Source organism: Cohnella sp. GCM10012308 (assembly GCF_042649185.1).
In the GTDB taxonomy this organism is placed as follows: Bacteria; Bacillota; Bacilli; order Paenibacillales; family Paenibacillaceae; genus Cohnella.
In genome coordinates, this window is sequence record NZ_JBHRYU010000015.1 from 80,162 (window position 1) to 103,316 (window position 23,155).

Genomic DNA, 23,155 nt, shown 5'->3' on the forward strand with positions numbered 1-23,155 from the left:
CGACGTTTTTTTATCGAATGGTGGATTTATCAAGAATGAGTTTCTATGAAGATGCCTTATTTCTCAGGAGTACCTTCATTTCGGAAAGGAGCCTCTGTATGCGGAAACGAAGCCTCCGTATTCAAGTTTGGGTCAATCAGGAAGAAGATCGCAAGCTTCAAAAGCATGCGAAGCAGTCGGGACTGTCACGCGAAGCTTATCTTCGTGCCTTAATCAACGGCTATGTCCCCAAAATGCTACCTTCGATAGACTATTACACCATGCTACGCGAGCTGCATGCCATCGGCAATAACCTGAACCAGCTTGCGGCGAAGGCACATGCGACCGGTCATCTGGACCGCACTTCTTTCCAGCGTGAAGCGGATGATTTGCGCCGCGCTGTCCAACAGATACAAGAAGCGGTGACAGCGCCGGAGCCGCGCCAATCTTCCTCTTGAGTTGATGGGGACAGGCAATGGCTGCGACTGCGATATGGGATGTGACCGATCGTTTGAAGCGTGTATTGAACTACGCCTTCAATCCGGATAAAACGCATCAGGGGCGCATGGCAGCGGACGGCTTGCAGCAGACGCTTGCCTATACAGGCTCGAACGCGAAAACAGAGCGACAGCTTTATGTGAGGGGAATCAATTGCGATCCCGGCAGCGCCTATGAGCAAATGCAGCGCACCAAGCAGCGGTTTCAGAAGACGGGCGGCATTGTCGCCTTCCACGGGTATCAGTCCTTTGCTCCGGGGGAAACCACGCCAGAGCTGGCGCATGCGATTGGCGTGAAACTGGCGCAGGCGCTTTGGGGAGAACGGTTTGAAGTGGTCGTCGCCACGCACCTGGATAAAGATCATTTGCACAATCATTTTGTACTCAATTCTGTCTCGTTCGTGGACGGCAAACGCTACTACGACAATAAGGCGTCCTACTCGCTGATGCGGCAAACTTCCGACCGGCTGTGCCGGGAACATGCCTTGTCCGTCATCGAGCAGCCGGAGCGCGGAAAAGTGAAGCATTACGGGGAATGGCGGGCCGATCAGGAAAGCAAGCCGACATGGCGCGGCACCATTCGCGAGGATGTGGATGCTGCTGTCGCCGCGGCAAGGACGATGAGCCAATTTTATGCGGCTTTACAAGCAAAGGGCTACGACACTAAAACTCATGTCAAGCACCTGGCTGTTCGTCCGCCAGGCAAAAAGAGGTTTGTACGGCTGCGTGGTCTTGGCGAAGCCTACGCGGAGGAAGCGATCAAGCAACGAATTTTGGGCAGCAACTTGTCTGAGAAAAAAGCAGCCGTACCGCGTCCACGTCGCAAACGCGCCGTGATGGTTCTGGGGACACGCACGGCCACCTATCGGAAGCTTTCCGGTCTTCGAGCGCTGTATCTGCGTTATTTATACGCGATGGGAGTTCTGCCCCGTTACCGTTCGTCCCCGAGGCGAGCGTCTTTTTTGCTGCGTGAAGACTTGCGTCATTTGGCGGTTATTATCGAACAAACGAAACTGCTCTGCCGTTATCACATCTCCAGTCACGTGCAATTGGTTAGCTTTGCTGAGGCCCGGCAGGCCGAGATGCAAGAGAAACGGACTGAACGCAAAATCTGTCGCAGACGCTTGCGAAGCTGCCGACAGCCGGAGCAGATCGAAGCCTACCGCGAGCAGATTGCCACGTTTTCCCGTCGACTGGCCCAGCTTCGAAAGGAGGTGAGGCTTTGCGAGGGCATTTTGGCGCGCTCCGATACGATCAAAGACAAGCTGCAACATCGTGATGGAACATTCGGCAAGGAGGTAGAAGCCCATGAGCGGAAACGAGGCGGCCGATCAGGTCGTTAGCATGAGTCTGCGCGGTATTGAAATGATGGCGAAAATATCCGGCGAAGGCGCTAAGCATCTGGCGGTTTATCTGTACGCGGTGTTGCAGGGCCAAAAACAGACGCGCGGCCGCACGCGGCTTGAGAATTTGCTTCGCAGCGGGAAGGAATTGAAGGTGTTTGCCGTTCGGAATGAGGACTTGCCCACCTTTTGCAAGGAAGCAAAGCGCTATGGTGTCTTGTACTGCGCGCTGCGAGACAAAAAGAATGTGGACGGTCTGTGCGATGTGATGGTGCGCGCCGAGGATGCCTCCAAGATCAACCGCATCGTGGAGCGCTTCCGGCTGGCCACGGTGGATACCGCCAGCATCAAGCAGGAAATTGAACAAGCCCGCCAGGAAAAGCAACCGGACAGCATGGACGCGGAACGAGCGATGGAAACGGTGGAGCATCTTGAGCCGGAAGCAAAGGAGACAGCGGCTCCTGAAGCGGCGATCAGCGAGGATTTTTTGGACGAGCTGCTGGGAAAGCCGGAGCGGCTAGAGGAGGCGGAGCAGGAAAACGAAGTGCTGGAAGTCGAGCGACCGGTAGACGAGGAGGAACCGCTGGCCGAAGCGGCGGAGCCGGAGCGGCCCCTGCTGCCCCGCCAAGCCGAGAGCCGGAACCTAGCGGAACCCCTCTCTCCGTCCGCGCCTACCTACGCGCACAACGGGGCATCCGAAACGATTCTTGATCAACCGAAGGCGAAGGTGTCTGTGCGGCAATTGTTGCGCGAAATTCGGGAGGAGAACCGCGCGGCGGAAAAGCTGCGACAGCAACGGCAGCAAGAACGGGAGCCGGGCTTGCCGAAACGAAAGGATAGGGGCAGGGCAAGCGGGGCCGTCACCGCACAGGCCGAGCCGCCGAAGCGCAGCAGTCGAAAGCGAGGGAAAACCAAATGAGCGAGTGGGATGATTTATTCCGTCCGGAGCCGCGTCGGGTGTCAGCCGCTCCGCAAAACCAGCCCTTCGACAAAGAGGCTTGGGTGCAGAAAAAGCAGGAGTTGCGCCAATGGACCTACGACACGATTGATGCGACGACGGAAGCCGTTTCGCAAACCGCCGAACGGCTTCAGCAGTATTTGGATGTACAAAGCCGCTTTGGCCGATACAGTGTTTCCAATGCGCTGCTTATTTTGGCACAGCGGTCGGAAGCCACGCGCATTGCCGATTTTGAGAGCTGGAAGGCGATGGGCTTCCATATTCGCCGCAAAGAAACCGGCTTTTATATTTTGGAGCCGGGAGAGGAATACAAGCGGGAAGATGGAAGCACAGCGGTAAACTATAACCCGAAAAAGATGTTTGACGTTGCCCAGGTAATCGGCGAGAAACCAGAGCGGCCTGCGCAGCCGGACGAACGTACCCGGATCAAGGCGCTCATGCACCGTTCGCCAGTTCCGATTCAGATGGGCGACGCCTTGGCAGCGGATATGCATGCGCTTTATCAGCCGGATGTACGACAAATTGTCATTCGCCGCGGGCTGTCGGCCGGTGAGATTTTCCGCTCGCTTGCGCAGGAATTGGCGCATGCGGAAATGGATACGGGCAAAGCTGACTACAGCCGTTCGGAGCACCACGTCCAGGCGCATAGCGTGGCTTATATACTGAGCAAGCAGTTTGGCGTGGAGACTAGCGAATTCCGATTTAACCGAGCCATCGAAAGGCTCAATGGACTGGAGCCTCAACAGATTCGCTCGGAGTTGGCGGTCATTCGGGACACGGCACACACGATGAACGGCCGGATGTTCCACATGCTGGGTCAAATGCGGCAGCAGCAGCCGAGTCGAAACGATACGGCTCGTTGACGTGACTCGTCAGGCAGACGACCTTTACCAAGATGTGGGAGGAAGGACGATGAGAGAGGACGAGCGCATACTTTGTTTGAATCACTATGAGCACGGTATAGTCATCAACGCACTGAACAATCTGCGCAATGGCTTGATCGGGGAACGACGACCGACCGATGCCGTGGACGAGCTGCTGCTGAAGGCCATTGACGCCCCCTATCAAAAGACAAAGCGCAGGAGCCAGCATGCGGCGCGCTAAAACCGTGACGAGTCAGCTTGTACTCGTGGCGGTTTTTTTATTGCCGGTGGTCTGGCTGGCGCTGCAAGCCGCCCCTGCGCTTTCGGACGGTTTGCCGGCCCTGCTGTTGCAGCTCAGCGCGGCGGTGGAACATCCCTTTCGCATCCGCTGGGTTGCGGCTACGCCGCGCAGTCTGCTGCTCTTTACGCTGGCCTATGCCGTCAGTATCGGCGTGTATGTGTCCTCGCTGCGCAACTATCGCAAGCGCGAGGAGTATGGCAGCGCCCGCTGGGGCAAAGCGAGGCAGATCAATGCCAAATATCGCAGCAAACAGCCAGAGCAAAACAAAATCCTGACACAACACGTTCGAGTTGGCCTCGATGGCCGCAAGCACCGCCGAAACCTGAACGTGCTGGTGGTCGGGGGCTCGGGGGCCGGCAAAACGCGCTTTTATGCCAAGCCGAATGTCATGCAAAGCCATACATCCTTGGTCGTTCTCGATCCGAAGGGTGAGATATTGCGTGATACCGGCAGCTTGCTCCGTTCGGAGGGGTACACCATCAAGGTGCTGGATCTCATCAATCCGCAGCTTTCGCACGGATACAATGCGTTTTCCTATCTGAAGGACGATAAAGACGTGCTCAAGCTGGTAACCAATCTCATTCGCAATACGACGCCAAAGGGCAGCAATACGAACGATCCATTTTGGGAACGCTCCGAAACGGCGCTGCTGGAGGCGCTTGTGCTTTACCTACTCTATGAAGCACCGCCGGAGGAGCAAAATTTCCCGATGGTAATGGAAATGATTGCGGCCGCGGAGGTTCGTGAAGAAGACGAAACGTATCAAAGCCCGCTGGATGAATTGTTCGAGCGGCTATCCATGCGCGACCCCGAGCATCTGGCCGTCAAGCAATACCATATTTTCAAGCTCGCGGCGGGCAAAACAGCAAAGTCCATCCTGATTGGCCTTGGCGTAAGGCTGGAAAAGTTCAATCTGCCGACCATTGCCAGCATGAGTGTGGTGGATGAACTGGATTTGTCCGTCATGGGCACGAAAAAGACGGCGCTGTTTGCCGTCATTCCCGACAACGACAGCAGCTTCAATTTTATCGTCGGTATGCTGTACACGCAGTTGTTTCAGTGTCTGATGTATGAAGCGGATTATCGGCATGGGGGGCGCTTGCCCGTTCATGTCCATTTTGTGATGGACGAGTTTGCGAACGTCGCGTTGCCAACCGAGTTTGACAAGCTGCTCTCGACGATGCGCAGCCGCGAAATATCCGTGTCGATCATCCTGCAAAACCTGGCGCAGCTCAAGGCGCTGTACAAAGATGAATGGGAATCGATTGTCGGCAACTGTGATCTGTTCCTGTATCTCGGCGGCAATGAGCAATCCACCCACAAGTATGTGTCGGAGTTGCTTGGCAAGGAGACGCTCGATACGAACACGTATGGACTCAGCAAAGGGCGCAGCGGCAGCTATTCCATTAACTATCAGCAGACTGGTCGGGAGCTGCTGACGCCGGACGAGGTACGGTTGCTGGACAACCGCTATGCCATTTTGTTTATTCGCGGCGAGCGGCCGGTGCTGGACGGGAAGTACGATGTGGTGGGCCATCCCTATGTGGCGCTGACGACGGATGGAGCCGGTGAGGCCTACCGTCACGGCGGCACAGAGCATGCGCTGGATTGGCGGTCCGTAATGCTGCACGAGGAAGGTGATTATGAGCTGTTGTCCGAGCATGAGCTGGAGGAGCAATTCCTATAAGGAGATGATGGGCATTGAAGCGTAAAACGCAATGGTTGTTGATCTTCGGCATGTTGCTCATGCTGGGTGTGGCAGGAGCCACGACGGCTTATGCCGAAGGCGATCCGATGGAAACGGTCAATAATTTCTCTAATTTCATTTTTGGTCTGATCCGGGCGGTCGGCATGATTATTTTAGGTTTCGGCATCGTCCAGATCGGCTTGTCGCTCAAATCCCACGATCCGTCCCAACGGGCCAACGGATTTTTAACCTTGGCTGGCGGCGTCATTATTACGTTTACGAAGGAAATCCTGGCCTTGATTGCCGGTTGAGACTGATTACCGGAGGGGAGCGCATCTCCCTCCGTTTCAAAGGGTGAAGCCATGTCGAAGAACAGTTGGATCGAGGACAATCTGGAAAATGCGCTGAACACCTGGAACGAGAAGATGAATGAGATTTGGCAGCTTGTCACGCAGTCGCCCGAAGCGTTTAAGGGCGGCACCATCTGGCGTGTGGTCACAGATATTCACGGCGCCCTGCAGGCAACGGGTCTAGCCCTGCTGGTGCTGTTTTTCGTGGTCGGCGTGATGAAAACGGCGGGGAATTTTGCCGAGCTGAAACGACCGGAGCTGGCGGTTAAGCTGTTTATCCGCTTCATCCTCGCCAAAGCGATTGTGACCTACGGCTTGGAATTGATGATAGGGTTGTTCAAGATCACGCAAGGCATTATTTCTACGATTATGGGGCACTCGGGCTTCGGAGCGATGGAGTCGATTTCCTTGCCGGGGACGATAGCCCAGGCGATTGAGGATGTCGGGTTTTGGGAGAGCATTCCGCTCTGGATTGTGACGCTGCTCGGCAGTCTGTTCATTACCGTTCTGTCCTTCATTATGATTCTTTCAGTCTATGGGCGTTTCTTCCGAATCTATCTGTATACGGCCATCGCGCCTGTTCCCTTGTCGTCCTTCGCCGGAGAGCCAAGCCAACGGATTGGCACCTCCTTCCTGAAAGGGTATGCAGCCGCCTGCATGGAAGGAGCCATTATCATCCTTGCTTGCATCATTTACGCGGCCTTCGCCGAAGCGCCACCTGCGGTTGCGGAGGGCACCGGAGCCGTGACGATGATTTGGACTTACATTGGCGAACTGATTTTTAACATGCTCGTACTGGTGGGAACCGTCAAAATGGCAGATCGCGTGGTACGAGAAATGATGGGGTTGTAGGTTTTTCGTTTGAAAATTGTTGGCTCCCCCTCATCTGACTATATTCTATTTGTTCAATTTATTATTACATTTGCAGGTTTGACATATAGAGAAATCGCAAGTACCATTTATGTATATTTTTGTTGCTGATTTGTGTCGGCTCTCCGAGAGGAGGTCAAATCCATGAACAAGCTGGAACGAGAGCTGGAAGATGAACTAGAATCGCAACGAAAGAGGTTGAACGAGCTGGGGCGGCAACTGGCGCTGCAATCGATTCCGCTGGCCGAACATCGGGAAATGCAGGCGCTCAGTCAGAAGGTCGATGAACTGGTTGTTCGTTGTCAACGGATGAAGCAGCGGCGGAATAGGCTGGAACGGTAGGCCTGGTCGTGAGGGGGAGCGCATATGGAATTTCCGCCGTGGTTTCGGCAAGTAATTCAACAGAGAGTGGACAAGGCGGCCGCGCAGGCGGAGCATCATTCCGATTTGAAGCAAATCAAGATGGAGGAGGAGCGGGCTTTCCGGGTGCTGTTTGCCGGAATCGACACCGAGCGGATGGCCGAATTTTCGGAGTGGGAGGATCGGCACGGCTTAAAGCAAGCCCTCATCAATGAGAAGATTTATTTGAGCGGTATGCAGGAGGGTATCCAGCTTGCCGTAGCGCTGCTCTACCCGTCGCTCTGGCGGGACGGGAAGGAACCGCCGGGTGTATGATTTCGGCCAGCCACAGCCCCTTCTCCGGGAGGGATGACCATGGAAGTGAAAATTAACCGGGAGATCCGGGCTTATACGGAAAGCTTGTTCTTCGGACTGTCCTTGCGGCAGTTCTTTTTTTCTGTCTTCGCGGTAGGAGCGGCGATTGGTCTGTACTTTGGACTGCGCAGCCATCTTGGCGTCGAAACGGTAAGCTGGCTGTGCGTCCTGGGAGCCGCCCCTTGCGCTGCGCTGGGCTTCATCCAGCACCATGGGATGACCGCCGAGCAATGGCTTTGGGCGTATATCAAGTCGGAGTTCCTGATGCCAAGGCGGCTTGTCTTTCATCCCACGAACAGCTACTATGAAGCGCTGCGGGGGAAGCTGCGGCAGCGCGGCTTGGAGGAGACGCGATGATAAAAACGCTAAAGCGCATCATCAGCCAGGACAAGGAACGGTTTGTCGTTCCGAAAGGCGTTCAACAAACGATCCCGATCCGGGCCATTTGGCCGGACGGGATTTTTTTGGTTGGCACGAAATTTTCCAAGTCGTTTCGCTTTGAAGATATTAATTATGCCGTAGCTTCCCGTGAAGACAAGGAAGCAATGTTCCTCGCGTACGGCGAGCTGCTCAATTCGTTGGACAGCGGAGCGACCACGAAAATCACAATCAATAATCGCCGCTTGAATCGGGCAGATTTGGCCGACTCGATTCTCATTCCGTTGCGGGACGATGGGCTGGACCCCTACCGGGAAGAGTACAATCGCATGCTGCTTGATAAAGCGACGGGCTCCAACGATACGTATCAGGAAAAATACATCACCATGTCTGTAGCGAAAAAGAGCATTGAGGAGGCTCGCCAGTACTTTGCCCGTATCGGTGCCGATTTGGCGGGGCATTTTTCACGGCTGGGCTCGAAGTGCCTTGAGCTGAATGCGACGGATCGCTTGCGCAGGCTCCATGATTTTTACCGCGTTGGCGAGGAAGCCGGTTTCCATTTCGATTTGTCAGAGACGATGCGCAAGGGGCATGATTTCAAGGACTATATCTGTCCGGATACGCTGGAGTTTGCGCGGGATCATTTTCGGATGGGCGACCATTATGGCCGGGTTATTTTTTTGCGGGAATACGCCAGCTACATCAAGGACAGCATGGTTGCCGAGCTTTGCGACCTGAACCGGAATCTGCTGCTGTCTCTCGATGTGATTCCAATCCCGACGGACGAAGCGGTGCGCGAGGTGGAGAACCGGTTGCTCGGCGTGGAAACCAACATCACTAACTGGCAACGGAGGCAGAACAAGAACAACAATTATTCAGCAGTTATCCCTTATAACATGGAGCAGCAGCGCAAGGAAAGCAAGGAATTTCTGGACGATTTGACCACGCGCGATCAGCGGATGATGTTCGGACTGCTCACGATGGTGCATGTGGCGGACAGCAAGGAGCAACTTGACCAGGACACCGAAGCGCTGCTTACCACGGCCCGCAAGCATCTGTGCCAGCTTGCGCCGCTCACGTTTCAACAAATGGATGGTCTGAATACGGTGCTTCCCTATGGGGTACGCAAGGTACATGCCCTTCGCACGCTGACGACCGAAAGCACGGCGGTCTTTATCCCGTTCCGCGCGCAGGAGGTCATGCATCCGGGCGGGATCTATCAAGGGCAGAATGTCATCAGCAAAAATGTGATCTTCGCCAATCGCAAGCAGCTTCTGAACGGCAACAGCTTTATTCTGGGAGTTCCCGGTGCCGGCAAAAGCTTTACGGCGAAACGTGAAATCGTCAATCAGGTGCTGGCGAGCGACGATGACGTGATCCTGATCGACCCGGAGCGGGAGTATTCGGCTTTGGTGAAGGCGCTCGGCGGCGAAACGATCCATATCTCGGCCACCTCGTCCAATCATATCAATGCGATGGATATGAATCGGCAGTATGGAGATGGGGCGAATCCGATCATCCTGAAATCCGAGTTTGTGTTGTCCTTGTGTGAGCAGTTGATGGGCGGGTTTCAGCTCGGGGCCAAGGAGAAATCGCTGATCGACCGATGCACCGCCAGCGTCTATCGCAGCTTTTTGCAGAGTAACTATCGGGGCGAGCCGCCGACGCTGCAGGACTTTCATGCTGAGTTGCTGAAGCAGGCGGAGCCGGAGGCGCAGGAGATTGCGCTGGCCATTGAATTGTTTACCTCCGGCAGTCTGAATACCTTTGCCAAGCCCACCAATGTGAACGTGCATAACCGGCTGATCTGCTACGATATTCTGGACTTGGGCAAGCAACTGCTTCCGATTGGCATGCTGGTCGTGCTGGACAACATTCTGAACCGGATTACGCAGAACCGGGTGAAGGGCAAGAGCACCTTTATCTTCATTGATGAAATCTATTTATTGTTCCAGCACGAATACAGCGCCAACTTTCTGTACGCACTGTGGAAGCGCGTTCGAAAGTATGGCGCTTTTTGCACGGGCATTACGCAAAACGTGGACGATTTGCTGCAAAGCCATACCGCAAGGACGATGCTGGCCAACAGCGAATTTATTGTGATGCTCAACCAGTCCAGCACAGATCGCAAGGAGCTGGCTGAGTTGCTGAACATTTCGGATTTGCAGCTCTCCTATATCACCAATGTGGACGCCGGGAACGGTCTTATGAAGATTGGAAGCTCGCTGGTTCCCTTCTCCGATCAGTTCCCGCGGGATACGATGCTGTACAAGCTGATGACGACGAAGCCGGGCGAATAAAATAAAAGCAAGGGAGCGGCTGGAATCCAGGCCGCTCCCCGTCTATACCGTCCCTAGCTGCTTTCTTCCTCGGTCAGCAGCGCTTTGAGGATACGGTGGGCTTGCCGCTGCTTGGCCTCGTCCTGCTGCAAGAGCAGCAGCACACTTTCCCATATCCAGCGATTCTCCTGCAAGCTGCCCGCCTGATCGCCAAATAAATCATGAACCGACATATGTAAACCGGAAGCTATCTTTTCAATCGTTTGCAATTTGACATTGATTTCGCCGCGTTCGATTTGAGCCAGATAACTGCCAGCCATGCCGATCAGCTCGCCCAGCTTGTCCTGCGTCAGATTTTGAGCCATCCGATGCAGGCGTATCTTGGCTCCAACGGTCTGTGCAAAAGTAACCATAGCGACACCACAACCTCTCTATTCTAAAGTGTAGAGCACAGGTCGAGAGGGGTGGAGAGTCTTAAAACTATAGTTGTTCGATATATTTGTAGCTTGAGTGTGCATAGAGTATAATCTTCCATGAGTTGAACGACGATCCATTATTATCCGTTTTAGGCCGCAAGGAGGGGAGTCATTGCTTTTGACTTTTTTGGACATGTCGCCTGCGTGTCGGCTGATTTTTTCTGCTTTAGGGGTGTCTGCTCTTTTGCTATCCATGTACGCCGAGAGTCGGCATCGCAGAAACAACAAATCGTAGTCCGGTTGATCAACACAAAATGGGAGGAACAGTGGCATTTTGCCATGTTCCTCCCGTTTTTATATGGAGGAGATTGTTTTCAAGTCCATTAGCCAAATAGTGTTTGTCGGGCAGTACTTCGAATTTTTTTCCGCAAGCGATAGATTCGGGTCGTGACCGCCGTTTCGGATACATTGTACTTCTGGCTGAGCGCGCGCACCGAGAGGTGGCGTTTGAAATAATCGATATAAAATTCACTTTCCGCAGGGCTTAACTGCTGCAGGACGTGATGAGCCATCGCCTTGAAATCCAGCGTTGAAAGCAGAACCTCGTACAACTCCTGACTGCATGCTGCCAAGCGATTCGCCAAATGATCGCTCAAGGCAACCTCGTGCTTTTGCTTTCGATAGAGCTTGCGGTACATGGCATTCACCTGATTTCGGGAGGTGACATAAAGCCATCCCGCAACATTGGGATGATTTCGCAGCTTGGACAGGTTCGCTTGAACCTGCAAAAACGTATTTTGTACACATTCCTCCACTAATGTGATCGGACACCCTTTCATTAGCTTTTTACAATAATGAAAGATGCGTTGAAAATACACGCGAAAAATCTCCTCAAAAAAATCTTCGTTGCTAATTCCGACCCTCATGGCGAACGCACCCTCCTTTATTACTGGTACGACCAACAGCCTATGGCGCTGGACAGAACGACCAGGAACGAATGAAAGGTTTATCTTCAAAATCCCTCCTTCACTTTGTGAGTCTATTGAACGAGTGACAGATAGCCATAAAAGACTAACTGTGTTCAATATTTTACCATTCTTCGCCATTTTCCGAACTAGACCCAAAGATGGAATTTGTTGAAAGGTATTGGGACTTATTTCACATTCAACAAGTGAATTTGCACAAGAACTTCCTTCTCCCACTCCCATTCGAACTCTACGACAATTTTTGTTATTCATGTGATCTTGCAGTTCTAGAGCATCAACTCTAGTAGGGGGACTTTTGAATCTGTTTTTTCAATCCGGACCTCGATCTAGTTCTTAAAGGGTGGTTATTTGACGGACACTTATGCGAAATTTCGCTAGTACATCATACTCATCTCGGTCAGCACTTGGACAGCTCGGGACCTGCTAACACGGCGGTGTTGCCTGGTGGCAGGAGTTGATCCGGTATGCGGTGTTATCGAATAGGCTGTACGATTTTTTTTATTTCGTGTCTGGTTCCTGCGGCTGGACTGAACTCTGATGGAATTTTTCGTCGAAAAAAATTGGAGACTTTGCCGAAATATTGCGCTCTCAATTTACGGGGCGTTCTATGGCAAGGTCTTTTTTGTATTTGTGCAAAAGTGAAGGACCGATTGATGGGCAGTACAGGCTGCCGCTCCCCTCCTTCCGTTTTGGTTGCTCCAAAAGCCAAAACGGAAGGAGAAGCCAATGAAAATAAAAATCAATTTGCGAGAAATCTACCCCTACTACAAGAGCGATATTTGGGTTGAGGTAGAGGAGGAACTGGCATTTGAGATGAGACAATTCGAATTAACTGAAAGCGCATACATTTTGAGAAGATATCGGAATCGGGCGTATTTCTCTTTGGATCGGGAGGACGGAATTGAACAGGAAGCCCAGGACAGCTCAATTTCGCCCGAAGAGTTGGTCATGCAAAAGGCAGCCAACGAAGAATTGTACGCGGCGCTTTGTCAATTGCCGGACAAATGGGCGCGGCGTATTTATGCGCATTATGTGCTGGGTCTGAGCAAGGTAGCGATAGCGCGAGCGGAAAAGATGGATGAGAGCACGGTGCGAAAGTCCATAGAGCGGGGGCTGAAGCAATTGGCCCGATTGTTGAAGAGCGAGCAAGAATCGTAGGATTAATAATTGAACAAGCAAGTAACAATGCGCGGCTACTGTTGGCCGCGCATGTTGTTATCGGCAACAGTACTGCATTTGTGCCCGCGAGGTTATTTTGCAGCCGGAATTTTAAAAAAGTTTTATCGATTGCTGCCCGATTTGAACTCCAAAATGAAACGGTAAGTAGAAGGTCGCTATGGTTTTGGACTTTTCTGCTTCCTAATTCATTTTGAGAGGAGAAATCGTATGCTGCCAGTCTTGTTCCGGGATACCGCACACGAATCCTTTTACTATCGCATGTTGGATGAACGTCAATGTATGGATAGTTATCATCGATCATTATTTTATACGTTAGGCATTTCGAAAGACACCCGCGCACATATTCGAGATATTTTCGATTTTTCCAATGGCGGCATCAGGCCGGAAAGCTTGTCAGCCTCGTGGCAAACGGGAAGCTCGATCCGAACTTGCCGACTCGCATTCAATCTCTGGAATGGCTGGAGCCAAGACGGCGAGGAACGTTATTCCACTCCGCACGAGTTGTTCGATTGTGGCTTTGCCCCCTACTTCTTTGAAGCGATCCGTCTCCGCTATCCCGATTATTGCCGCAATCATGTCCCTTCCTTTAAGCCCAAGGCGGAACGCAGCCGGTAAGGAAAGGAGGAGAATGCTTTGAAAACCATAAAAATCAGGATGATGGTCAAGTCCATCAAACGGATAAACAAGCAGGCCCGCGTTCTGACGCGGGCAGTAGCTGTACGGAAACATACGGCCCGTTCCAAGGATAATGAAAGCACTTCTTCTTCCTCGGAGCGGATACAGGGTCGTATCCATGCAGCCGCCCATCGAACAGTGAGAACGGTGATCCGAGTTCCGATAACGAGGTTAGTGACAATCAATCGACGCTGGCGTTCGCATCTCCGTTTCCATCATGGTGACCCAGCTATTAGGGCGGATACACAGCAACAAACCATGATTCGAGTCCGCTTGCGACGAATGCCGTCCAATGGAAAAGGCCCGAGACTGGCAAAGCGAAAGAGAACACTCCCCCAGGTTGAAGAGACAGCCCGGCATGTAAGAAGGAGACAACCGGCCGACAAGAAGAAGGGAATTGGCCCCAATCCTCCAAGACCCAAACGCAGTTACGACGAAAAATCAAAAGTCTATGCGCCGCGGCAGAAGCATATGGTCGGGACCGCTCCGTCCTTTTCGGGAACTTTGAAAAGGAACAGAAATATTCGTCAAAAACGCTTTTCCTTAAAAGGCGTAGCTCCTTCCATAAAAGTAAGCCGTTCTGTCGGTCAGGGAACAAGCCAGAGGGAGAAGCGTTCAACTCAACAGCAGGGGATGATTCAAGCTGCCATCCAAGCGCGCCATTCGATCCAGTGGTCGCGTGCTGCCGCTCAGATGAATCTCCGAATGGTTAAATTGCTGATCCGAGCAATTGCGTTGCTTGTCAAAGGACTGTCGGCCATGCTGGGGATCAGCAGTTCGATTATTATTCTGCTGTGTATCATCATGATTGTAGCCGCGCTGCTTTCTTCCCCGTTCGGTATTTTTGTCGCTGACGAAAACACAGAACCCGATACGAAAAAAATGGTTCAGATCGTGGATGAGATTGATGCCGTATTTTCCGCCCGCATAGCGAGCATGCAGCAAGCTGCTGGAAAAGTGGATCGCGTCGAAATCCAATTTGTTGGCAGTGCAGACAATAGCCGAATTGATAATTGGACGGATGTAGTGGCTGTTTATGCGGTTAAGACCTCAACTGACAGAGCGGCTGGAATGGATGTAGTCACTATGGATCACCAGCGGGAGGAACTGCTTCAGGCTGTGTTTTGGGATATGAACCGGATCGACTCGCACATTGAAACATTGGAGCATACGAGGACCGTCGCTGTTGAACAGAGCGATGGAAGTGTGGAGGAACAATCGGTGACGGAAGAGGAACGTGTCCTGCAACTGTCGATTTCGGCACGGACAGCAGAACAACAAGCGGCGCTCTATGATTTTTCAACGGAACAGGCCGATTTGATGAAGGAGCTTCTGTCGGCAGAATTTCGTCCCATGATGATGGATATCCTGGGAAAGAACGGCGATACCGGGTTAACCACCGAGCAGGTTGCAGCGATGATCACCGATTTGCCCACCGGTATGCTTGGAAGCCAGGCTGTCGAGCTGGCGTTGACCCGATTGGGCGATCCGTACAGCCAGCTAAAAGCAGGACAGGATCGTTATACGGATTGCAGTTATCTTGTACAGTGGGTATACCGACAGTTAGGCGTTGAATTGCCCAGAACAGCGGCCGAACAGGCGCGGTTTATCGTGGAGAACGGGCTTTCACTAACCTCCGATGAGCTAATGGCGGGCGATTTGATTTTCTGGAGCTACGAACCAAACGGGAGGTTTATGGATATAACGCATGTTGGCATTTATGCGGGTGAAGGCAAGGTTATCGATGCCTCCTCCAGCCGGTTACAGGTTGTCTATCGGAATGTGTTCGACGCCGATCTTCAAGTGATGTACGGAAGACCATATGCTCAAATATAGTTTTGGTATTAAGAAGTCGCAGAAGATAAACAGCATAAGAACATGGAGAGAGAGGGGATTCCCCTCTCCCTGCTGGAGTATCCTTTTAGGTTGACGGTGAACATTAGCAGTTTTTAGCGACTTAGCTGCTCAATCGACATATTTATTGCTATTGTATATTTCGACAACCCATTTACTGAAATCAGCCGACTTATTGCTAGGAAAGGACTTAACATGAAAAAGACGCCAGCTAGACGAACCGCGATCTATCGTCGCTTAAGCCGGGATGATGACCAGAGCGGCGAGAGCATGAGCATTGAGAATCAACGGATTTTACTGGAGCGTTATGCGAAGGAAAACGGCTTTAATGTGGTGGAGGTGTATACGGACGATGGTTGGAGTGGTACTAACTTTGATCGTCCCGATTTTCAGCGGATGAAGCGGGATATCGAGCTTGGGGAGATCGACATTGTGCTGGTTAAGGATCTGAGTCGTCTGGGAAGGAACCAGCTCGAAACGAGCCTGTGCATTCAGGTGTTCTTCCCTGAGCATCATGTGCGATTTATTGCCGTTAGTGAAAGCATCGACACCGCCAAGGGTGAAGATGATTTTATGGAGCTGCGAAATCTGTTCAATGAATGGTTCGTCCGCGATACGAGTCGAAAGGTCAAGAGCGGTTATCGCCAGCGAGCCTTGAACGGTGATTACACCGGTGCCTTCGCTCCTTATGGCTACCGAAAGGACGAGCAGAATAAGCATAAGCTGGTGCCGGATGAACAGACAGAAGCAATTGTACGGCGAATCTTCCGCTTAGCGGTGGAGGGATGCAGTCCCTTTCAGATCAGTAGAATGCTTCGTGCAGATCGAATTCTGACTCCACGCGCCTATTTGGCCGAGAAACACCAACGTTATTTGAAGGTTGTCAATTTCAAGCACCCCTATGATTGGGGGGCAACGACAATTAAAGTGATTCTGCAAAACCGTGTTCATTTGGGACATATGGTCAGCCATAAGGCGACCAAGCCTTCCTTCAAAAAGAAACGAGTGGTTGCTGTTCCGCAGGAGGAATGGATTGAGGTGCCTAACACGCATACGCCGCTCATAGATGAGGAAACTTTTGTGCTTGCTCAGAAGGTAATTAGAGTCAGGAAGCGAGCGACGAAGGATGGCGTGCATCAAATTTTTGCGGGGCTGCTGAGATGCTCGACCTGTGGGCGTGGGCTGTCTTTTGCCCGTGGGGGTAGTAGTAAGACTAATGGGGGCAAGGGTGGACGCGGCAGCTTCGCCTGTAATCAGTCTCGGGTACGAGGTAAAATGTATTGCTCCTTTCATTATATTAGCTATGTGGATCTCTACGACATCTTATTGGCGGATATTCGTCACCATGCTCAAATGGTTAAAGAACGGGAACAAGAATTTGTGGACATGCTGGTGGAGCAGAATCAAATTCAGCAGAAGAATCAATTGGCAGCTGTGACTAAAGAACAAGAGCGATTGGAAAAAAGGGACATCGAGTTACAGACCATTTTGCGGAAATTATATGAGGATAATGCATTAGGTAGGGTGTCAGATGATCAGTATGCGATATTATCACGAGATTTTATAGAAAAGCAGATTCAAATAAAAGAACGCATCCTATGGCTGGAGGAGCAATTACAGCAGGTCGAAGGCGGGCCTGAAAGTTCATTACTTTTTCAGGAGGCGGTAGGGCAATACACTGATGTAAAGGAATTAACAAAGCTGATCTTAACAGAATTGATCGACAAGGTTGTTGTTTTTGACGCCATGAAATTAAATGGCCAGCGAACGCAACACATTGAGATTTATTACAGGTTCAGTCTATACCAAAGAAGCGAGTTATTGTCTGCCGACTCGACGACTCAAGGAGATATTATGATGAGTGATGGTCAAAATTCTGATTATGGGCAGCAGTGCGATATTAAACTTGGTAGAACACAGTATGCTGTGCGTAGCAATTATCTCGGAAGTGGAACTATAGCTGATAAATTACAAAGACTTATACATCGTGAGGTTGAGAACGGGAAAGGCAATCTCAAATGATGCTAGGCTTCAGATAATTCGCAGGATTCCTCTTTGTTTGCATTGATTCATAGTCATAGAATATCTCAGCAAATCTACCTCCCCTCAAACATCATGGGATGATATGTTGAAATACGTTTAGGTGAGTAAGCTCTGAATAAATGACATTTGTTGTATGTAGGCAGAATATTGTAAAAAGCGAGAGTAAGCACAGGGAGGTAGCAGAGCAAGGTTGGTTTCAACTCATCCCTTTTGTTTGATATTTCCAATTGTGTTTTACCGTGTTAATATGAATGGAATGGTAGATTTATCTGAGTGTCAGATCGTACTATCGTCGCGAAGGGAACACATGAATCGGATTGGGGCAGAACACTAGCTTAGGTTTCAGCAATGGCTGAGCTGAAACCGGTGGGAGACCAAGAATGATTTTTGACATGTTATACTAGGTCCTTAAAAGTGAAGTGTTGAGATTATCTGTTCTAGGGCTAGTGAAACGAAATGTAAAATATCCATTTATTCAAAATAATGTAAGTAATATTTGAAAACTAAAAATCAAAAGGAGAAATAGTTTTGCCATCTTATTTTTCTATAGAATTGGCGTTTCCTTACCAAGATTTAAATAGCACATTTGTAAGTGATTTTTATTCGGCTATTTTCGCTAAATATCCTTTCAAAACAGGATACTGGAATAGCGAAGAAAACACATTAGAAGAAATCATTGTATGGAATCAAAAACATCTAGAGAACAAGTTCATACTTGGCTATAAAGAACATGTTAGTAATAACTACAAGCAAATATTATTATCGAGTGATACCTTTAGTGAAATAAGACATTTTTGGAGCTACAGTAGGAACGAGATCCGTAGTTCAATAATTATTCCTGAGTTTGATGTATTAGTGGAAGAAGATAGATGGATGTTTAATGCCAATCGTTTTGAACAAATCAAAGACATGTGTAAACATATTTGGGAAGTTTGTCCGGTATCCATTCTACAGTCTTGTTTGGAATTTGATGGTGGACCGATCAATACAAATAAAGTAAAGACCGGAGCACAACCGTCTATTAATCCAATTTGCATTATTAATCAGGATACATTTAAGAAGATAACTGAATCAAAACAAAACATAGAAATAACTGGTATAGCCAGACGAGGGATAATGCTTATAGATAAAGGACTTTTAGAATAGTTTGATTGCAATTCGATGGAGAGAGGACTTCAAATAACACCATGTTCCGAGCTGAGTTGCTTTCGCTCCTTGGTCCGCCTTACGCTGGACAACCCTGCGAAGCCTTTGACTTCGCCCTTTCGCAAGGATTCATACCCTAGAGTGCTCCATGTCAAACCCACGTAAAAATTTACTCTTTGCTGTATTTTGATTCAGGACGCCACTGTAAAACTCGGCACTTTTCGTTTTCCAAAACATGCAGCCACCCGGTCGCGTTCCTCTCCTTAAGACTTCCGAGTTCGGGAACATACAAACGTTAACTGAAAGTTCAATAATTAAAAGGAAGTGCATTTATGCCATCGTATTCATACCGCGATTACCAAAGACGAACTATAGACGTAAAAAAAATTTCAAGAGATTATAAGTCATTACGGGATATATTTAATAAGCGTGGAAGAGTGGGTTTAGATCATTTGTCTCGAAGTGGAATTTTACTATTATGTGGGGCTTGGGAGACTTATGTAGAAGATATAGTGAGAGAAATTGCTACCCATTTTGCAACACTAGAGAAAATAGATGATCTACCTGAGGAAGTAAAAAAAACTATAGCTAATTATGTAAAAAACCATAAAGAAGATAATAAAGTATTAAAGTTAGCAGATGGAGGTTGGAAAACGTTATATCTTAACGAGGTTGTTGAACCAAAGATTTCAGGATTCAACACTCCTAAAGTTCATAATATAAAAGAACTTAGTAAAAAATTGATAGGATACGAAGAAATGCTAGATTGTTTGAGCAGCGAAGATCAAATTTCAATAAATGATTTTGTGGAATTCAGAGGACATATTGCTCACAACGTCAGAATGAGAGGAGAAAGTTATCTGTCTGCGGAAAAGCTTGATGAATTTTTAGAGGATTTTCAGGAAATAGTTAACACCGTCGATAACCATCTATTAGGTTACTTAAAGATGTATATAAACACAAGATTGTGGAACAGAATAAGTGAGTAGTTCAAATAAGTATGAACCTTCAGTTAACTTTAATTTTTTCAGCTTAGATATACGAATCAGGCGTTTGAGGGTTATACGCAGAAAAGAACGATCTACGCACCAGATTTTTTCATGATATACGACGTTAATGATGAGAGTATAACTTGACTCAATTCAATAGTCAAATATGTTGGAGTCGAAAAGTATTACATTCTATAGTTTTCACGGCAAATGCTGGCCGATGCGATCAGGATAGAAGACGGAGAGCCGGAGGAGGATTTGTCCCCAGTTCTGAATGCGTCCCGTCCACTTGCGCACAACGTCCATAGTAGCCAGGTAAAGCATTTTGAGCAGGGCTTCATCCGTCGGGAAGATGCAAGCGATCCAATTATACGTGCCAAAGTATTGCATCAGTTCACACTCGCGGCATGCATCGCGGCGAGCACTTTCAGGAAAGGAAAATTTCCATGAGGCTCAGAAAGGCTACTGAAGAAGATAAGCGTAACCTATTGAAAAACCTACCAAGAGACAGGAATGCACAAATCGTAATACTAGACTGCATCAATGGTCTGACTGATGAAGAACGCGAAGCATGTTTGACCAATTCGGAGTTTATCCCTCATTTCACTATGAAGGATCATGCTGAATCTGTATTCTATGTAGGTGATGACGAAGAGACGTTTGTTCATGAAGTTATAAGACGTTTCTTAGCTACTAGAAAATTATTCGTGGACATAAATCGAGTCAATATTAAGCGGTTCTTGGCATTTGTTTTTTCAAAAGACCAAAGCACAACGCTTTACGAGTATAGGGATAGCATCCTTATGTTCAGTTACAAGATGTTCTGCAAAGCTCGTCAAGATCAAAAAGAATACTTAGATAAGCTGTTAAAGGAATACAAAAACGTCGAAAGACAGAACACAGACTTAGTCCAGAATGTAACTATTGTAAATCATTCTTATAAGAAAATGCTTATCCTAAATAATAAGAAGAGCCTAAAAAGTTGGATAAAAAAAGTAAAAGTGGCTTTAGAAGAAAAGAACCTTAGAGCTTATATCTCCAGAAAGTTGTCACCATTCAGAGTGCGGCAATTAGATTTATTTTCCAACGATTATTTCCCCCCTGCTGAGATGTTTTCGCCAAAAGTAATTGATGAGCGCTTTTTATGGATGCAGCATTTACCAGTGGGTGATTATAGAAAAATTGAAATAACGAATGATAAGTCCATCATGACGAAGCACATACCTGGTTTAATGAATGGATTGAAAGAGTATTTGAACGATAGTGAATTCACTTCGGACAATAAAAACCATGCGGATGCTATCATTGAAGCAATAGATGCTTATAAAGCTTGATTCAAACGCGCAGCCATAACGTTAATGTTGCGTGAGAACGAAGGACTTGTATGGGATCTGGCTCGACAGATTGCGGAAAAACACAATATCTATTTTGATAAGAGAAGCAAAAGATTGAAAATGGATAACCATAAGGAAGTCCAAGAAAAAACATCACTTCCTCAACTTTTGGACGTCGAAGATTGGCCGCCAATTTTTAAGGGTCCTCATGGCAAACTGAGGTTAGGCGAACGATTGGGCTTCTTATCTTTTGATTATTCACATGAAAGGAACCTCATCGTACACGGCATAACTACCGATTTCGATGAGGATTGGAAATGGTTCGAACTCATTTCGGCTTGCATAACCATCATAGAAGTTTTCGAAGAACTTAATGGGTGGAACGAGGAAGAAGATACTGAAGAAATGGAATTCCGAGCTCTCATACGAGTTTCTAAAGATAAACCAAAAGAATAATTAATGTTTTTCATAGTGTCCTCATTTATCGATATTGATCAACTACCGGTTCGGGAGAGAATTACTGAAGAGGGCTTTGTGCTGAGGAAATCCTTTGGAACTGGGGCGTACTCTTGAAGGGAAATCAGGATACTCCGATCTGTCCAACGGCGTATGGCCGCGGTATTGTTGCTGCTAGTCGAAAGCTTAAAGAATGAAATATGGTAAGCGCTTCTAGAAGTGATGAACCCGATTTTTCGGATATAATCTGGAAATCACCGGGATTTAACTAAGGATCATTAGTAGTCAATAATATAGGTAATAAGATAGTAAAAGTATCAGTGTCCTGTATTCGCCATGTCTCAGTGAGTAGTAAGATTTCTTAACGGTTTGCCGATTATGACGGATTTAAATGGTAATTCCATCAAAGATTGTTTTATGAAGGGGTGAGGTTTTGACTATACTTATATCTTATAAACAACAAGAAAAATGCGTATTTGTTTCGGATTTCCGCGTGTCCTTTAACACAGCAAATCAAGTAGATGCAATGTCAAAGTTTCTTGCGTTTGATAATCGGCTTGCATTTTTCACAGCGGGTTCAGTAGTAATGTGGAGTATGGTAGTACCGGTAATACGGCAAGTAATAGATCAAGTTAACTTGCTTAATGTGTGTGACGAGGATGGACCACTAATCTCTTCTCTACGTAATATGACTGAGCAAACCCCATATTCTGCTGCTGGTTTATTTGGAGGATTTGGCATCTATGTTGATACCGTAACAAATCAAAATATTGTATTTCAAATTAGAGGTCTAGCGGGGCGAGGACTGCAGATTTCTCATGTGTCCGATGGAGTCACAGTTATTGGTAGCGGCGCAAATATTCCAAATATAGAAGGATTATTACGAGTAAATTTGGATGACTATGTTGAGGTAAATGAATTCATATTAAAGCCTACAGCAGAAAAACTTCGAAATGAGATAAAGGAGATATTAGTCAAATGCGGATCGTCATCATTTGAAAAGCTAGGTATTTCACCTATTTTCAATATTTCCGGCTTGATCGGATCTGCCTTTCAAATGTTTGGAGAAGAAATAGAAGGAGGGCGGTTTGTAAGCGGCGGGATGTCCCGAGAATATCATTTTTCCTTCGAGCGAGTAAATGGTGCATTAGTTCTGAGAGATTTATTATCTAATACTGAGCATTGTGTGCATGATATTACAACATTCCAGCATAACGGATCAGTTGGAATAGAATTTGACCCAGAAGGATTAACCGAGGGGTTTGATCCCTCTAGTTGCGTGTCTGGACACAATATTTATTTTATCAGTCAATGGGTTGAAGATTCATTTTTGGAACGTACAATCTTTAAGACAACTCCTTTTGGAAACAGTCCTAAACTACTCGCAAACCCTAACTATATCCAGTTGGCCAGTGCCGTTGGCCAGGTAAGAACATCTGGAAAAAATATACACCTAAATGTATATCGCCATGGACTAATAATAAATCCTGTTAATCAAAATACATTTGAAGAGGTTATTCAACAAAGTATATTTGATGACGATTTGTTGACGAATTATATCGAAAATATTAATGATCTATTCATTCCCTAAATCAAGCAATTTGCCGTGGTGCATTACTTACATGACGAAGAGAGTTCAGGCTCACGATGAATGTTTTGAGATTAGTACTTATTGCGTGCCAACATATTTTAAATCACATTCTCATTTGATAAGAAGTTAGGAGTTCGAGTCCTAACTAAAATGTAAATCAGGAGAACAAACTTTAATGTAAGCGTGTAATGAGAGTGCTTTTTTCAAATACCAACTATAATGTAAACGTCACTGCAGGTAAAAATCCCAAGACAGTTGATTTTATCA

General features: G+C 48.2%; 23 protein-coding genes and 1 pseudogene. 21 read left to right on the forward strand and 3 right to left on the reverse strand.

Annotation, left to right across the window (positions count from 1 at the left end):
• Nucleotides 1-98: 98 nt before the first annotated feature.
• The 12 genes from ACFOTD_RS17350 to ACFOTD_RS17405 all read left to right on the forward strand — a co-directional run bounded on the left by ACFOTD_RS17350 (nucleotide 99) and on the right by ACFOTD_RS17405 (nucleotide 10,240).
• Entirely contained in the window at nucleotides 99-437 is a 339-nt protein-coding gene (locus ACFOTD_RS17350; protein ID WP_378120921.1) for a plasmid mobilization protein, read from the forward strand.
• A 17-nt stretch (nucleotides 438-454) separates the two neighbouring features.
• Nucleotides 455-1,819, forward strand: coding sequence for a relaxase/mobilization nuclease domain-containing protein (locus ACFOTD_RS17355; RefSeq protein ID WP_378120923.1), 1,365 nt, complete (start codon nucleotides 455-457; stop codon nucleotides 1,817-1,819).
• Complete coding sequence (locus ACFOTD_RS17360; RefSeq protein ID WP_378120925.1) at nucleotides 1,785-2,738, forward strand: PcfB family protein; 954 nt, start codon at nucleotides 1,785-1,787, stop codon at nucleotides 2,736-2,738. Before ACFOTD_RS17355 ends, ACFOTD_RS17360 begins: the two co-directional genes overlap by 35 nt.
• Entirely contained in the window at nucleotides 2,735-3,640 is a 906-nt protein-coding gene (locus ACFOTD_RS17365; protein WP_378120927.1) for a hypothetical protein, read from the forward strand. Before ACFOTD_RS17360 ends, ACFOTD_RS17365 begins: the two co-directional genes overlap by 4 nt.
• Before the next feature lie 49 nt (nucleotides 3,641-3,689).
• On the forward strand, nucleotides 3,690-3,881 hold the full coding sequence (locus ACFOTD_RS17370) for a hypothetical protein (RefSeq protein WP_139603213.1): 192 nt from the start codon (nucleotides 3,690-3,692) through the stop codon (nucleotides 3,879-3,881).
• Nucleotides 3,868-5,628, forward strand: coding sequence for a VirD4-like conjugal transfer protein, CD1115 family (locus ACFOTD_RS17375; protein WP_378120929.1), 1,761 nt, complete (start codon nucleotides 3,868-3,870; stop codon nucleotides 5,626-5,628). The genes ACFOTD_RS17370 and ACFOTD_RS17375 overlap by 14 nt, the downstream gene beginning before the upstream one ends.
• 14 nt (nucleotides 5,629-5,642) lie before the next feature.
• Nucleotides 5,643-5,939, forward strand: coding sequence for a glutamyl-tRNA amidotransferase (locus ACFOTD_RS17380; protein WP_483862638.1), 297 nt, complete (start codon nucleotides 5,643-5,645; stop codon nucleotides 5,937-5,939).
• Between the two features lie 51 nt (nucleotides 5,940-5,990).
• Complete coding sequence (locus ACFOTD_RS17385; RefSeq protein ID WP_139603215.1) at nucleotides 5,991-6,830, forward strand: VirB6/TrbL-like conjugal transfer protein, CD1112 family; 840 nt, start codon at nucleotides 5,991-5,993, stop codon at nucleotides 6,828-6,830.
• A 162-nt stretch (nucleotides 6,831-6,992) separates the two neighbouring features.
• On the forward strand, nucleotides 6,993-7,190 hold the full coding sequence (locus tag ACFOTD_RS17390) for an aspartyl-phosphate phosphatase Spo0E family protein (protein WP_378120931.1): 198 nt from the start codon (nucleotides 6,993-6,995) through the stop codon (nucleotides 7,188-7,190).
• A 24-nt stretch (nucleotides 7,191-7,214) separates the two neighbouring features.
• Nucleotides 7,215-7,523, forward strand: a complete 309-nt coding sequence (locus ACFOTD_RS17395; protein ID WP_378120933.1) for a hypothetical protein — start codon at nucleotides 7,215-7,217, stop codon at nucleotides 7,521-7,523.
• A 39-nt stretch (nucleotides 7,524-7,562) separates the two neighbouring features.
• Entirely contained in the window at nucleotides 7,563-7,919 is a 357-nt protein-coding gene (locus ACFOTD_RS17400; RefSeq protein WP_378120934.1) for a PrgI family protein, read from the forward strand.
• Nucleotides 7,916-10,240, forward strand: a complete 2,325-nt coding sequence (locus tag ACFOTD_RS17405; protein ID WP_378120936.1) for a VirB4-like conjugal transfer ATPase, CD1110 family — start codon at nucleotides 7,916-7,918, stop codon at nucleotides 10,238-10,240. The genes ACFOTD_RS17400 and ACFOTD_RS17405 overlap by 4 nt, the downstream gene beginning before the upstream one ends.
• Nucleotides 10,241-10,293: 53 nt before the next feature.
• On the opposite strand, the gene ACFOTD_RS17410 is transcribed toward ACFOTD_RS17405, so the two are convergent.
• Both ACFOTD_RS17410 and ACFOTD_RS17415 read right to left on the reverse strand, forming a co-directional pair.
• Entirely contained in the window at nucleotides 10,294-10,632 is a 339-nt protein-coding gene (locus ACFOTD_RS17410; RefSeq protein WP_139603220.1) for a helix-turn-helix domain-containing protein, read from the reverse strand.
• 386 nt (nucleotides 10,633-11,018) lie between these two features.
• Nucleotides 11,019-11,561, reverse strand: a complete 543-nt coding sequence (locus ACFOTD_RS17415; protein WP_378120939.1) for an RNA polymerase sigma factor — start codon at nucleotides 11,559-11,561, stop codon at nucleotides 11,019-11,021.
• Between the two features lie 786 nt (nucleotides 11,562-12,347).
• Between ACFOTD_RS17415 and ACFOTD_RS17420 the strand changes: the two genes are divergently transcribed.
• The 6 genes from ACFOTD_RS17420 (at nucleotide 12,348) to ACFOTD_RS17445 (ending at nucleotide 19,507) form a co-directional block, all read left to right on the forward strand.
• On the forward strand, nucleotides 12,348-12,779 hold the full coding sequence (locus ACFOTD_RS17420) for an RNA polymerase sigma factor (protein ID WP_378120941.1): 432 nt from the start codon (nucleotides 12,348-12,350) through the stop codon (nucleotides 12,777-12,779).
• A 228-nt stretch (nucleotides 12,780-13,007) separates the two neighbouring features.
• Nucleotides 13,008-13,415: a DUF6075 family protein gene (locus ACFOTD_RS17425; RefSeq protein WP_378120943.1), complete on the forward strand. Its 408-nt coding sequence runs from the start codon at nucleotides 13,008-13,010 to the stop codon at nucleotides 13,413-13,415.
• Nucleotides 13,416-13,433: 18 nt separating this feature from the next.
• Nucleotides 13,434-15,311: a C40 family peptidase gene (locus ACFOTD_RS17430; RefSeq protein WP_378120945.1), complete on the forward strand. Its 1,878-nt coding sequence runs from the start codon at nucleotides 13,434-13,436 to the stop codon at nucleotides 15,309-15,311.
• Between the two features lie 213 nt (nucleotides 15,312-15,524).
• The gene (locus tag ACFOTD_RS17435; protein WP_378120947.1) at nucleotides 15,525-17,351 is read left to right on the forward strand and encodes a recombinase family protein; all 1,827 of its coding nucleotides are present in this window, start codon (nucleotides 15,525-15,527) and stop codon (nucleotides 17,349-17,351) included.
• Nucleotides 17,352-17,900: 549 nt separating this feature from the next.
• Nucleotides 17,901-18,518: a hypothetical protein gene (locus ACFOTD_RS17440; RefSeq protein ID WP_378120949.1), complete on the forward strand. Its 618-nt coding sequence runs from the start codon at nucleotides 17,901-17,903 to the stop codon at nucleotides 18,516-18,518.
• A 332-nt stretch (nucleotides 18,519-18,850) separates the two neighbouring features.
• Complete coding sequence (locus ACFOTD_RS17445; protein WP_378120951.1) at nucleotides 18,851-19,507, forward strand: HEPN domain-containing protein; 657 nt, start codon at nucleotides 18,851-18,853, stop codon at nucleotides 19,505-19,507.
• Between the two features lie 201 nt (nucleotides 19,508-19,708).
• On the opposite strand, the pseudogene ACFOTD_RS17450 reads toward ACFOTD_RS17445, so the two are convergent.
• Nucleotides 19,709-19,861 (reverse strand): annotated as a pseudogene (locus ACFOTD_RS17450) (IS256 family transposase); the annotation flags it as partial.
• Nucleotides 19,862-19,953: 92 nt separating this feature from the next.
• Here ACFOTD_RS17450 and ACFOTD_RS17455 point away from each other — a divergent pair.
• The 3 genes from ACFOTD_RS17455 (at nucleotide 19,954) to ACFOTD_RS17465 (ending at nucleotide 22,888) form a co-directional block, all read left to right on the forward strand.
• Entirely contained in the window at nucleotides 19,954-20,841 is an 888-nt protein-coding gene (locus tag ACFOTD_RS17455; protein ID WP_378120953.1) for a hypothetical protein, read from the forward strand.
• 24 nt (nucleotides 20,842-20,865) lie between these two features.
• Nucleotides 20,866-21,297, forward strand: a complete 432-nt coding sequence (locus tag ACFOTD_RS17460; RefSeq protein WP_378120954.1) for a hypothetical protein — start codon at nucleotides 20,866-20,868, stop codon at nucleotides 21,295-21,297.
• Nucleotides 21,298-21,730: 433 nt separating this feature from the next.
• Nucleotides 21,731-22,888 (forward strand): hypothetical protein, encoded by a 1,158-nt coding sequence (locus ACFOTD_RS17465; RefSeq protein WP_378120956.1) that lies wholly within the window; start codon nucleotides 21,731-21,733, stop codon nucleotides 22,886-22,888.
• Nucleotides 22,889-23,155: the final 267 nt, after the last annotated feature.